This window comes from Candidatus Cyrtobacter comes (genome assembly GCF_034470605.1).
In the GTDB taxonomy this organism is placed as follows: domain Bacteria; phylum Pseudomonadota; class Alphaproteobacteria; order Rickettsiales; family Midichloriaceae; genus Cyrtobacter; species Cyrtobacter comes.
The window spans coordinates 1-14,445 of record NZ_JARGYT010000028.1 but is presented as its reverse complement, the minus strand read 5'-3'; the positions used below and the strand labels follow the sequence as shown (position 1 = coordinate 14,445).

At 34.0% G+C, this 14,445-nt stretch carries 6 protein-coding genes, 1 rRNA gene and 1 pseudogene; 5 read left to right on the top strand and 3 right to left on the bottom strand.

The annotated features are described in order from the left end of the window. Positions 1–11: 11 nt before the first annotated feature. A pseudogene (locus Cyrtocomes_RS02850) lies at positions 12–137 on the top strand (transposase); the annotation flags it as partial. An 87-nt stretch (positions 138–224) separates the two neighbouring features. On the opposite strand, the gene Cyrtocomes_RS02845 reads toward Cyrtocomes_RS02850, so the two are convergent. Further along, positions 225–677, bottom strand: a complete 453-nt coding sequence (locus tag Cyrtocomes_RS02845; RefSeq protein ID WP_322497701.1) for a thioredoxin-like domain-containing protein — start codon at positions 675–677, stop codon at positions 225–227. A 303-nt stretch (positions 678–980) separates the two neighbouring features. Between Cyrtocomes_RS02845 and Cyrtocomes_RS02840 the strand changes: the two genes are divergently transcribed. Beyond that, positions 981–4,352 carry a baseplate megatron protein TIM-barrel domain-containing protein gene (locus Cyrtocomes_RS02840; protein ID WP_322497700.1) on the top strand — a complete coding sequence of 1,124 codons (3,372 nt, stop codon included), beginning with the start codon at positions 981–983 and terminating at the stop codon, positions 4,350–4,352. A 392-nt stretch (positions 4,353–4,744) separates the two neighbouring features. On the opposite strand, the gene Cyrtocomes_RS02835 is transcribed toward Cyrtocomes_RS02840, so the two are convergent. Continuing rightward, positions 4,745–6,246, bottom strand: a 16S ribosomal RNA gene (locus Cyrtocomes_RS02835). 212 nt (positions 6,247–6,458) lie between these two features. Between Cyrtocomes_RS02835 and priA the strand changes: the two genes are divergently transcribed. Together priA and Cyrtocomes_RS02825 are read left to right on the top strand one after the other, a co-directional pair. After that, positions 6,459–8,408: a replication restart helicase PriA gene (gene priA / locus Cyrtocomes_RS02830; protein WP_322497699.1), complete on the top strand. Its 1,950-nt coding sequence runs from the start codon at positions 6,459–6,461 to the stop codon at positions 8,406–8,408. 426 nt (positions 8,409–8,834) lie between these two features. Further along, the gene (locus Cyrtocomes_RS02825) at positions 8,835–9,809 is read left to right on the top strand and encodes a hypothetical protein (protein ID WP_322497698.1); all 975 of its coding nucleotides are present in this window, start codon (positions 8,835–8,837) and stop codon (positions 9,807–9,809) included. Positions 9,810–10,538: 729 nt separating this feature from the next. Here the strand turns inward: Cyrtocomes_RS02825 and Cyrtocomes_RS02820 are convergent. Next, positions 10,539–10,973, bottom strand: a complete 435-nt coding sequence (locus Cyrtocomes_RS02820; RefSeq protein ID WP_322497697.1) for a helix-turn-helix domain-containing protein — start codon at positions 10,971–10,973, stop codon at positions 10,539–10,541. A 1,122-nt stretch (positions 10,974–12,095) separates the two neighbouring features. Here Cyrtocomes_RS02820 and gatB point away from each other — a divergent pair. Next, positions 12,096–13,526, top strand: a complete 1,431-nt coding sequence (gatB, locus tag Cyrtocomes_RS02815) for an Asp-tRNA(Asn)/Glu-tRNA(Gln) amidotransferase subunit GatB (RefSeq protein WP_322497696.1) — start codon at positions 12,096–12,098, stop codon at positions 13,524–13,526. The last annotated feature ends 919 nt before the right edge of the window (positions 13,527–14,445 follow it).

Sequence of the window (14,445 nt, the reverse complement as noted above, 5' to 3'; positions counted from 1 at the left end):
AGGGCAAAGATATGCAAAAGCTCATAGCAAATGCGGGCCATACCTTGCTTTATCTACCTCCATATTCTCCAAACCTCAATCCTATAGAGAAAAAATGGGCTCAAGCTAAACAAATACGACGCGCAAATCAATGCTTTATTGACGAACTATTTAACACATATATGACATGACATTTTATGACGGATTAGATATACAATCTCACCGGTGATAACCCAAATAAACAGTTATTCTATCTTTTCTAGATATAGGATTATTGGATCTATATTATAATTACCATCTACAATTACTTTTAAATCTTCAAATAACGTTAAATGTGGTATAGAACCTGAATACCCTATCCCATTCTTGACTAATTCATTAAGAACATTTTTACCATTAAAGTCTTTGAAAAAAACTACAGAACCATTATAAGTGGAAAAATTGTTACAAAAATTTTCCAAATCGTTGATCTTTTTATCTAAAGAAACCAGATGTATAGCAATTTTCTTACTTGTTAGATACTTTTGTTGTAACTTAACAGCTTTAGAAAACGAATCCTTACATGCTCTGCACCAAGACGCAAACAGAAAGACCAAATTCGTCTTACTTTTTTCCAACTTAACAGTTTTAGAAAAATCCAAACTCTCAATTGATTTTACTTCAATAGAAAACGAGCTACTTGCCAAAATAAACGACATAAACGCAAAAATGCGTAAAATAAATATCACTTGTGCAAAAATTATAAACTCCAACTTGCAAGAAACGCAAAACCAATCACATTACCCATCTTGCTACCTTGTCAGTATATAACGTATCAATTTCATAGGCAATGGACCACTTAAATTGAAATTTATAAATAAATTTCAATTTAATACATAAGAACAGTACTTCCTGATAAATTAATTTTCTCTACAAGAGTATGATAGCACTTATAAACATATAGATCCATCTAATGCATTGGATAATAAAGTTATGTGCTCAATAAATAATTTCACTATATCATGGCTTCTATAATTTTAAGCGATCTTTGTAGTTCCGCTATAATAGATAGAAAAATAGGTAAACTTGCTGGAGCGCTTATAAAAGATACAATATTCGGTAATACAGAGACGAGATCTTTTGATAGCAGACTAGGCGGGCTCCTTGTTAAAACCCCTACTTATGGAAGTAAAATACCATTCTTATATGGGGCCGCAATAATGCCAGGAGAAATAATATGGACCTCAAAACTTGAGGAAATTACAAATTCTCAAGAAAGAACTTCTGGTGGTAAAACATCGAGAGTTAAACGTATACACGTATCTTTTTATTATAGAATATCATTAGCAATTTCAATATGTTCAGGCCCTATTAGCGAATTAAAAAATATTTTTGCCAACGGTATACGGTTAGAGCAAAGCGCATATAAAATAAGAATATATAGTGGCTCGGAACACCAAATGCCTGATCCACTGATTGAAAGTATAGAAGGTATTGGTAATGTACCAGCTTACAGAGGAATCGCATATATTATTTTTGAAGACCTAGATCTTAGTGAATTTGAAAATAAATTACCAGAATTTACTTTTGAAGTAGTAAAAATAGCAACACATCCAAATGCACAAAATTTACAAAACTCCTTAAAAGAGATAATTCTTCTACCAGGGCATGGTGAATTTACATATGAGATCAAGCCCCATACTATGTTTGAAGGTGACTATATAGGTGATAAGTGGATACAAAGGGGGAAAGGGGCGTATGTAAATGTTAATAATTGTAAAAAAGAAGCTGATAGTATTTATAGCCTGGAGAAACTTTTTAAAATATTTCCAAATTTAGAGTGGATTTCTGTAACAGTAGCCTGGTTTTGTAGCGAAATAAATATAAAAGATGCAAAAATCGAACCTAAAATTAGCAAGACAGGTGATTTTAAGACATTCCCCAAAGAATGGAGCGTTGGGCATAAATATACAATAAAAAATGCATCTATAATTCAAAATAAACGATATCAAGGAACAGTAAGCGATAATGGTCTGTATACATTATTAGATTTTATAAAAAGTAAAAGAAATGCACAAGGTAAAGCTTACAAGATAATGTTACGACCCATCGTACTTATGGATACAAAACAACTACTAGATGCTAGTATAATCACAGGCCAAGCTGATTATCAGCTAAACAACTTCTTTAATAAAAATTATAATGATTTCATAAAGCATTATGCATGCTTATGCGGAAATATTATAGATGCTATTAGTATAGGGAGTGGGCTCATTGGAATCACATCTATCAAAGATAATGATAATAACTTTCCAGGCATAGATAATTTAATAAATCTTTCTAAAGAAGTTAAAGAGCTTTTACCATCAAAATGTCTGATTACTTATTCGTCAGATATAAATGAATATCACGAAAATAGTGATGGTTGGTATAATATGGATAAACTTTGGACATCACGATACATAGATTTTATTGGTATCAATATTAATTCATCATCTTTAAGCAAGCTAGATAACTTTAAAATGGATGGCGACACTATAAACAATAGTTATTTTGATGACTTATATAATAAATTGGCAAAATGGTATTTTGCTGAGCATAAGAACCCAGATGATGTTAATACTGATTGGAAGCCAGGATTAAAGAAAGTATGGCTCACAGAATGCGGTTATATAGCCGCAAAAAACGATAATCAAAGCATCTTTAAAAAGAGGCTTATTAACTATCATATAAAAAAAGAAATAAGCTTCATTGACAAAAAATTCGTTCTTGGATGGGACGTTAGACCACAATCTAAACAAAATGAATACGATATAGCACAAGACTTAAATAACAAATTATCAAACCTCGATATATCATCAATTATATTTGATATTTTCAAAAAATGTAATGTATTAGAAAAAAACATTAATGTAGATATTAATGAAATTGATAGTAATTTTAAGGGTATTATTATTGGAAATAATAATGCAAAAAGCATTATAGATACCTTATGCACAGCATATGATCTAAGCTTATTTGAAAAAGATGGGAAGTTAGTTTGCATACAGGATTCTTTTAGTAAAGAGTATAATATAGAATACGATCACATTGTAAAATCAAATAATACTTTTATAAAAAGTACAAAACCATTTTGCGAAATACCAACGAAACTTTCTATATCTTATTTTGATAAGGCCTCACATTGCGAATTAAAAAATCTACATGTTTCAATATGTGATAGCAAAATTGACACTACAACATTAGATGTCAATATCCCGCTTGTATTATATGAAAGCGAAGCAAGAGAGCTTTCAAAAAAAATATTATATAAATTAGTTATAGAGAGACATGAGTACAATTTTATACTTCCGAGTAGTTACTTATTTATCTCTATTTCTGATAATTTAATTCTTAATAATTATTTAATGAAGGTAAGTGAACTAGACTTTGGATCTGATGGTGCGATAAAGATTAAAGCCTTCTCTATTCAAAAACATACTCTTTCTAGTGCAAAAGTGCATACAGCAGATGAAAGTGCATATAGTTTTATTGTAGAGGATAATGAGGTAGAGATATTAGATATACCAACGCTAGCCTCTGAAGAAAAGAGAGATATGCCTAGACTTTTTATTGCGGTAGCAAATAAAAAAGAGGAAATTATTAGATATGCGATTAGGGATAAAATTACAGAAATAAAGTCTAAAAATATACAATCTACAATAGGAGTTACATTAAATTTACCTAAAGCTTCTAGCCCATATATCACAGATACACTTAACAAGTTAGTGATTAATTTAAAAAGTGGTGAGCTAGAAAGTATCTCAGACGAAGATTTTTTATCTGGCAAAAAAAATATTGCAATATTTGGACGTGAAATAATAATTTTCAAAAATGCTAAACTTTTAGATAAAAATAAGTACAAAATAGACACCTTATTAAGAGGTAGGCAGGGGACTGAAAAATTTATAAATACACATACAGATTGTGAAAAATTTATCCTGCTTGATGATAGCTTAAATACTATTTATTTTGAGGAACAAGATATAAAGGAAAATATAAACTTTGAGTATATGGGAACAAAAATGGAAACAAAACTTGAAGCTTATAATCTATACCCATTACCAGTTAGTAATTTATACTTTGATAAGAGAAATGGAAGATTAAGCTGGAACAGTAGAATCAGAGGATTTGCGGCCTCTTTTGGTTATTGCGATATAGAAGAATCATTAAATATGTATACTGTAATTTTTAAAAATAATCATGGCAGCTTTTTTAGGGTAAATACAAAAAATACTTATATTGATATCCCGGCAAATATAAATGAGATATTAATAAATGGTGCAGAGTGTTCAGTGGCACAAATCTCTAATATTGTTGGTATGGGAGAGATCTCTAGTATTATAATCGGTTAAGATAAGTTCAGTGCAAGATATAAGATAGGGATTAGCTATATAACTTGTAGCGCTCATTATGAATAGCTATAAATTTAAGTTTTGTGAAAAGGCTTCAATTCATCGTTACGGATATGCTGGCAATGCTAAATTGCCGCACAAAAAGATTAGCAAATATCAGGAAAATAATGCGCTTAACCATTCTTATGTTCCTTAATAAGGATAAAAGTTATTCTATATATCTATAGCAAATACTAACATATAGATACCCCCCTTTAATAAGGGGAATCTTAACTAGCGACCTGTACTAAAAGAATAGGATAAAACCAGTATTTATAAAAGTGAAAAACAGAAAAGGTGTAAGACAGCGGTAAAGGTATTTAAATAAGTATCACCAAAAAGGCGATACAAGCTTTTTAGGTAATCCAGCCGCAGGTTCCCCTACGGCTACCTTGTTACGACTTCACCCCAGTCATCGACCCCACCGTGGTAAGCTACCTCCTCTTGCGAGGTTAGCGCACCTACTTAAGGTAGAACCAACTCCCATGGCGTGACGGGCAGTGTGTACAAGACCCGGGAACGTATTCACCGCAGCGTGCTGATCTGCGATTACTAGCGATTCCAACTTCATGCACCCGAGTTGCAGAGTGCAATCCGAACTTAGGCGATTTTTTAGGATCTGCTCAGGGTCGCCCCGTCGCTTCCTATTGTGATCGCCATTGTAACACGTGTGTAGCCCAGGCCGTAAGGGCCATGTTGACTTGACGTCATCCCCACCTTCCTCTGGCTTAGCACCAGCAGTTTCCTTAAAGTTCCCGGCATAACCCGATGGCAACTAAGGATGAGGGTTGCGCTCGTTGCGGGACTTAACCCAACATCTCACGACACGAGCTGACGACAGGCATGCAACACCTGTGATGGTCCAGCCGAACTGACCGACTAGTTTCTTAGTCGTACGACCACCATGTCAAGGCCTGGTAAGGTTTTTCGCGTAGCATCGAATTAAACCACATGTTCCACCGCTTGTGCGGGTCCCCGTCAATTCCTTTGAGTTTTAATCTTGCGATCGTACTCCTCAGGCGGAGTGTTTAACGCGTTAGCTACGACACCGAGATAAATCCCGACATCTAACACTCATCGTTTACTGCGTGGACTACCAGGGTATCTAATCCTGTTTGCTCCCCACGCTTTCGTGCAACAGCGTCAATAATCGGCCAGATAGTCGCTTTCGCCTCCGGTGTTCCTCCTAATATCTACGGATTCCACCCCTACACTAGGAATTCCACTATCCCCTCCGATATTCAAGCCTTGCAGTTTCAGAAACAGCCCTTAAGTTGAGCTTAAGGATTTCATTCCTGACTTACAAAACCGCCTACGCACTCTTTACGCCCAATAATTCCGAGTAACGCTTGCCCCCTTCGTATTACCGCGGCTGCTGGCACGAAGTTAGCCGGGGCTTCTTCTGTGGGTACCGTCATTATCTTCCCCACTGAAAGAGCTTTACAACCCGAAGGCCTTTATCACTCACGCGGCATTGCTGGATCAGGCTTTCGCCCATTGTCCAATATTCCTCACTGCTGCCCCCCGTAGGAGTCTGGACCGTGTCTCAGTTCCAGTGTGGCTGATCATCCTCTCAGACCAACTAGAGATCGGAGCCTTGGTAGGCCTTTACCCCACCAACAAGCTAATCCCACATAGGCTCATCTTATAGCGATAAATCTTTCACCCGTAGGCAATATACGACATTAGCTACCGTTTCCAGTAGTTATTTCATACTATAAGGCAGATTCCTATGCATTACTCACCCGTCTGCCACTAACCTGATAGATGCAAGCACCTATCAAATCCGTTCGACTTGCATGTGTTAGGCATGCCGCCAGCGTTCACTCTGAGCCAGGATCAAACTCTCATGTTATGATCCAAACTCTATTATTAAGTAACTGACTTGCTACTAGTAAGCAGCAATAAGCTAACAAATAGAGTTTGTTAATTACCGCTGTCTTACCTCTTTTCTGTTTATACTTTTCAAAAGAGAAGAGATGATTTACATCTCCCGAAGAGGGAGGTATTTATAACCACTATTCCTCTAGGTGTCAACTGACTTTTTTCGTTTTTTTATAAAAATTAATGGATCAATATAATAAAATCGCTCTAAAGCAGATTTTACTGCCCATCAGAACAACAAAAACTTTTTCATATTTATCTCAAAATGATAAATTAAGTGAAGGAGACTTAGTAGAAGTTGAGTTTGGGAAGCAAAATCTTATTGGCATGGTAACCGCACAACCCGCCGAGGATGTAAAAAATCCTGAAAAGCTCAAATATATTAGCAAAAAGCTACCGTATAAATTCACAAATAATTTTATAAACTTTATATATAAAGCATCAGATTATAACATTTGTGAACATGGACTAGTACTGAAATCCTGTATAGCAAATTTATCTGGCGGTAGCAGAGATGTAGAAATTGAAGAAGAAAACTTGTTACCACCTATTAACACAACACTCTCTCAACCACAAGAAAACGCCCTCAATTCCATATTATCCTCTCATAACCCAATATTACTAGAAGGAGTAACTGGTTCTGGCAAAACAGAATTATATTGCTATGCAATATATGAAACAATCAAAAATAATGGACAAGCATTGATATTATTACCAGAAATAATACTGGCAACACAGATATCTGAACGCATAGCAACTATTTTTGGCAAAGAGAAAATTACAAATTGGCACTCCGGAATATCACAAGCTAATAAACGAATAATATGGAAAAATATAATAAATGGAAAAATAAAATTAATAATAGGAGCAAGAAGCGCGTTATTTTTACCATTTCTTAATCTTAAAATTATAGTTGTTGATGAAGAACACGACACTTCATTTAAACAAGAAGAATCCATTATATATAACGCAAGAGATATGGCGGTTTTAAGAGCACATGAAGAAAAATGCAAAGTTATACTATCATCCGCAACACCATCACTTGAAAGCCACTTAAACGCACTATCTGGAAAGTATAGCAAGGTACCGCTTGAGAAAAGATTTGGAAAAAGCAAACTTCCAGAAATAAAAATAATTGATATGCGTCAAAACACCTCTTCTAGATTTAGCTGGATATCAAACGATCTAATCAGCGCTATAAACGAGACATTATATATAAAAAAGCAATCTATGTTATTTTTAAATAGAAAAGGGTATGCGCCGTTAAGCGTATGTTTAAATTGTGGATATAAGGAGAAATGCCCAAACTGCTCATTTTCATTAGCTTTTTACAAATCAAGCAATACATTAAAATGTCATTATTGTAACTATTGTAGCAATGAAAAATCAACGTTCTGTAAACACTGCAGCAATATAAAAATTCAATTACGAGGAGTTGGTATAGAAAAAATAGAAGAGGAAGCGAGAATATTATTTCCAAGCGCCAGAATCATCTCACTGGATAGCAGCACAATCTCAACACATAAAAAAGCACAAAGATTGATTGCAGATATCTCAGAAAAGAAATTTGATATCATAATTGGAACACAAGTAATAGCTAAAGGCTTAGATTTTGAATCTATACATCTAGTCGGCATCATACAGGCCGATCCATACAGCCATGATTGCGATATACGCGGTATAGAGAAATCATACCAACTCCTTAATCAAATTTCAGGAAGAGCAGGAAGAAAAGAACAGCAAGGTATCGTACTTATGCAATCTTATAATCCTACAAACCCACTGTTAATCAAAGCTTTGTTTAATAAAGAACAATTTTTGGAAGAAGAGCTTAATGACAGAAAGGAATCATATATGCCGCCATTTTCTAGATTAATCTCTATTAACGCCTCTGCAAAAAATGAGGAAAAACTTATAAATTATATGAATGAACTTAGGGACGCTGCACAAAATATAGATATACTAGGCCCCTCACCTACTAATAGAATTAGACAAAGGTACAGGTATAGAATTATAGTCCAATCAACAAAAGGATTGAGCACACAAAAATCAGTTAAAAATTGGATAAACTCTGTAAAAAAACCCTCATCAATACAACTTTCTATAGATGTCGATCCATATAACTTTTTATAAAAAATCTTCGCATAAAATTATGATGTAAATTATAGGGCTAAATCAATTTTTGAGATCATATACTTAATGTTATCAATTAGTAGCGTACTTTATACCGAATTTATAACAACTTGTATCAAAACCTTCTACTTAGGCTCATCAGCCTATTTTTTGAATTTCTCCTTTAGCCAGTACAGCTTTAGTAACTAACGCGCTAACCTCACCACCGAATCTTTATAAAAGCGCCACCTTGCCATATATTACATCAATATCCATCTAGATTACTATGTGTAATGGTATAACAATCATACACCTACATAATCTGACTCTAGACTAACGTACCAACCAAGTATATAATCGCGCCATAATTAAACGGTTAGCTGCGTGTAAATGTATTCAAGAACCGATGATTGGTAATTTATCAACTAATAATTATGGTACATTAATATGGCAAGAGAAGACCAAAAAGAGATACAAGTTCAAATGAATAACCTTGTGGCACATGGCGAACATGATGCGGCTAATGCAGGAAACAACCATAACGATAGGGATTATAACATAGATGGTGGGAATCACATGAATGATGGGAATCACATATATGGTGATGAGCTTTATGCATTAGCATATCAGATACATTATGATGAGCGTTATGCATATGATATTCAGATGCGTGAGGTAAAAAAAGATAGCAGGCATGAACAGAGGGTGCTAAAGCGCGCTGAGCTTAAGGCTAAGAAAGAGGCTCTTTTTTTCGCCGAAACTTCCAAAACTGGAATTTATGTAATAGAAAATAGCGATACCATCATAAGGGTATTGAATGACTCATATGAATGGGGCAAGGGTTTTAGCGAGCGCCTTGATCAGCATTTTAGCAAGAATTTGGGTAATCATTCTACTCAACACTTCAGCACTGATAATAAGGAAAAATCTACCCCCCTCATTGATGCTAATGGAGGATATTTGCATGCTGGCTTAAGCTTCTTGCACCTTGGATTTAGTTCCGCTTATGCTTATTATAGTAAGTCTATCAACACGATAGCTTTCTCAGCTATAAATACAGTAATATATGCGGCTAAGAGCAATACAGATTTGTTAAAAAGTGATAATCCATATATCCAATGCTTCATGGATGCGTCTACAGCTCCAATTGCGCAGCTCGTAACATTCAATCCGTATGGAGCCGCTGTTACGGCAGGGCTTGGCTCAGCAAAATGCGTTCTTCCAGAATCATTACAGCCAGTTATAGCAGTTGCCCAGAACATCAATGATTTAGCTAATGCACTCATTAATACAGTCAATCCTGTTATACAAACTGTTGAAGCAGTGAAATTAGTGTATACTACCTTCGATGCACTCGATGCACTCCATAACCACCACGCTTCACCTGGTGAAGCGTCCACGAATAATGATGTTCACATATAATTGTGAAATATTAGTGAGTTAATATAACCACTGATTAATAATAGCTTATACAGAAGGTTGGAACATTTTTCACAAATAGCGACTTTGGATGATTATGTTTCAATCTTCGGCTAATCTTATCTCTTGAAATAGCGATGAAGCTAAGGAACACATGATCCAGTTTACCTCATACCCCTTGCTTTAGTCAGCCAAAGAAGTGCTCAATAATGTTACGTGAGCGAATGTTCAATTAGCTCAAAAACTTTAGAAGAGATGTGATATAAACATCGCATCTCTCAGCTTTGTTTTTCTAGTGATTGAAGCTGAACTCTCATAGCTAAGAGGCTGTACTATAGTGGTATTATCTATGCACCTTAAATAAACCAGCTATAGCAATCTATGCCTAAAATGAATATCGCCTAAATTTTGAGACATTATTTTTTGGCACTTGATTTGAGTAATGCTGGACAGCACCATTTCCCAAATACCGAACTTTGACAAAAACCCATAATAAATACCGTTTTACACATAAAGACAATTATTCAGGCGACCATACATTATTCCAGTAACAATATGTGGCCAAACAACGCTTGATCAGCACCAAATTACGGCCCAGTAACATGACCTTAGCATCTAATAAACTCTTATTCTTTTAAATTCATTGAAACAAAGCTATGATAGTAATAAGTATCAAAAACCCAGCCAAATACCGCATGATTAAAGTATATTAAATTAATCTATGCATTGCATTTAATTCGACATAGTACTTTTAGATGCTAAGTTACATGCCAAGCTAATTATGCTCTGCCTTACTCTTTTATCTTGTATGCATTGAAAAGCCTTTATCAATTCGCTTATCTCTGAATAGACATCTGTATTTTTAATCTGTACCCCAGCAGAGTCTGCTGCTTCTGACATATCATGTGATGTTTCTTGGTATTTATAATCTCCTAGTCCTTGGAAAAAATAGGCAACATTTGTATCTAAAAATTTTGCAAAATCATGAAGCTTGCTACAACTTATCCTATTTATCCCTCTTTCATATTTTTGTATTTGTTGAAAAGTCAAATTAACAGAATGGGCTAATTCATACTGACTTATACCTTTTTCTAACCTTTTTTTCCTAAGCATCATACCAACGTGCACATCGACATGATGCGCGCCATCATTTCTCTTTTTACTCATAACTCAACATATAAAACCTTCTCACAAAACAACTATATTGCGATAAACTCAAAATGCACGTCTAATTTTTATTCTTAACAAAATACGAATCATACTATTCAACTAAATGAATTCTGATAAATGACGCATCTAACAAACTGTAACCTATGTATAAAGGCATTAATGATATTAATTCATCAAAATTTCTAAAAATAACGAGGGCATATTATAACACTCATCTGCATTTACTAAAAGGAATGCAACTCAAAGTTAAGCCAAAAATACACACATATATAGGTATTTTTTGAAAGAAATAATACATACAGCACTATGTCTCTGAAAGGCGTTAATACACCTATAAAAGGGCGCTCTTTAGTATAAAGATAATTTATAACTAACACCCATCATCATAAAGATAACTAAATGAATATAAAGACGTATGAGAAGATCTGAATATATGAGTTCGTTATACTGTTTTATATATCTTATACATAAAGTAAAATCCTTCATACCAATATACTCACTACATAACCTCAAGATAATATTTAAAATTCAATAGAACGATATTATGAAATACAAAAAAATCTATGGTAGCTGTAGTAGCTATGATGGGTTTAGTGGAGTAAAAAGATAGTCATTCAATAAAATAATGCAGCTACTTAAATAAGTAGCTGCAAAAACTATGTAGCACCTAATACCTTGATAGATGAATTGTTAATGGCTTGGAACACTTTGGCGAGTTATATTTTCATATAAATTCATTTGATTGCATAGGTAACAATACTTGTTACAAAGTATACAATGAATAGAAAATACTTTCATTTCATTAAATGGCCATAACAAAAGCTACGTAATAAATCTGAATTACCACAAAAGAAAAGTGAGAAAAATCCTTTATAGGCGCTCAAGTATTTTATGCTGGTATAATATAAAAATGTAATTATTCTTCCAATATAGACGCCTCTACCAAGTTAGTATAATACTACAAATCCTCATTTGGATTGTTTTTATAGATAACCTAATTAATGATAAAAGAGCTATATATAAAAATGAGTATATGCTAATTAATTAAAACCGCACATTGTATTGTGATTTTATAAATTTTTCTTATAAATTATCTTTGTTGGTCTTTTTTGTAATTGTATGATTAAGTCAGGATGGGAAATTGTTATAGGACTGGAGGTCCATGCACAAATAGCTTCTAAGTCAAAACTATTTTCTCGTGCCCCAACATCATTTGGCGCTGATCCCAATACAAATATCGAGCTATTTGATGTTGCAATCCCAGGAACATTACCTGTATTAAATAAAGAATGCATAGAGCTGGCAGTACTAACAGCTCTGGGAGTAGGTGCCGTAATTAATAAATTATCTCGCTTTGATAGAAAACATTATTTTTATCCAGACCTTCCTCTTGGTTATCAAACAACTCAATTTTATGAGCCAATAGCAAGAGATGGAATCATTACTATAGGTAGTGGTAAAACAATAAAGATAGAGAGATTACATATAGAACAAGATGCGGGAAAAAGTATTCATGATCAAAGTATGTATGAAACTTTTATAGATCTAAATCGTGCTGGTATTGGTCTTATGGAGATAGTGACCGCTCCAGATTTGAGAAGCGCTAAAGAGGCCTCAGAATTTCTATCTAAGCTAAGATTAATTCTTAGATACCTGAATACATGTGATGGGGATATGGAAAAAGGTTCGTTAAGGTGCGATGCTAATGTTTCAGTACGACCTATTGGAAGTGATAAATATGGAAATAGAGTCGAGATTAAGAATCTTAATTCTTTAAAATTTTTAGAAAAGGCAATAGAATTTGAAGCTATAAGACAGATAGCAGAGATAGAATCAGGAAATGATATAATTCAGGAAACAAGGTTATTTGATACTAATAACCTTGAGACCAGAAGTATGAGACTAAAGGAGGACGCCGTAGATTACAGATACTTCCCAGATCCAGATATTCTTCCAGTAGAGCTCTCTGATGAGTATATAAGCAGTATGAAGGCAAGACTTCCTGAACTACCCGATCAAAAACTAAAAAGATACACGGAGTCCTTAAATATTCCCCTTAAAGAGGCCCTGGTCCTTATTGCAGAAAAATCTGTATCTGAGTTTTTTGAAAAACTAAACTCTCTTGTACAAGATTCTAAATTATGTACAAACTGGCTCATAGTGGAACTATTTGCAAGGATGAATAAGCTTGAAGTCAAAATAGATGATGAGAGGATGATTAAAGTACATATGCTCGCACAGCTGTTACTTTTTTTAAAAAATAATGAGATTTCCGCCTCATCAGCAAAACAGGGGTTAGATATAATGTTTGAATCAGGAAAAGATCCAGCCTCTATAATAAAAGAAAGATCTTTAATGCAAATAAGTAATCATGATACTATTAAGGAAATAATAATATGTGTTTTAAGTGAAAATTCATTAGAAGTAGAAAGATATAAAAATGGCGAAGATCGTCTCTTTAGTTTCTTTGTTGGGCAAGTTATGAAAATTGCAAAAGGTAAAGCAGACCCCGGTATAATTAATGAGCTCCTTAAAAAACTTCTCCCCTAAACAATAAGTTGCATATGTGTTGAGATTTAGATATGAGCAAGGGCATTAAAATCACACTTTAAGATAGGAAGTGTGATTTAGAGGGCGTTTATTAAAAAAGATCAAGATAGAATTATATAACATGACTTGCTATTATAGCTTTTGGTGCTTCAATTAAATATGGCTAGATAGTGATTTAAGATGAATTAACAAAGCTAATAATCCGTAATATAAGCCAGGCTATCTATCACCTCAAATAAACCAGCTATAGTGTATTAGAATTCTTTGATTCTACTAGATATAGTAAATCAAGTTAAGATTTGCGTATTAAAGAATTTAACTAAAGCATCATAGAGCAAGATGACTAATATGAGCTCTAATCCACCTCTTAGCCAAAAATTTCTCTATTGGCTTCAAATCATTTGAATAAGGAGGTAAAAAAATACAGCTAACAGATTAAATAAGATCTTTTCCGAGATTTATGGGAGGAAGCATTGTCCATAATAACTACCTGACCAGATTTAAGCTCATTAATTAAAAATTTCCCAAATCTCAAAAACTTGAGTATTGCAAGAACAATTAAATTAGTGCTATAGTAAAAGCAGTTGAATTACGATCAACTAAAAAATGTATTAATTGCCTGATGCAACACATTACAACGCTCAATTTGTTGTTTAATCCATCTCTTAGCCCAGAATTTCTCAATAGGGTTCATATCTGGTGAATATGAAAAATATTAGTTTACAGCCAACAGATTCAATTAATGCTCTTGTCTTCTGAGATTTATGGAAACTAGCATTATCCATCACCACAAATTGGCCGGGGGTTAACTACTTGATTAAAAAAATGTTCTACCCAATGATTAAAAACATCTGTGTTGCAAGAACCGTTGAAAAGGTGCTATTGACTTGTGATTAACATATCCAGCTATAATGTTTGT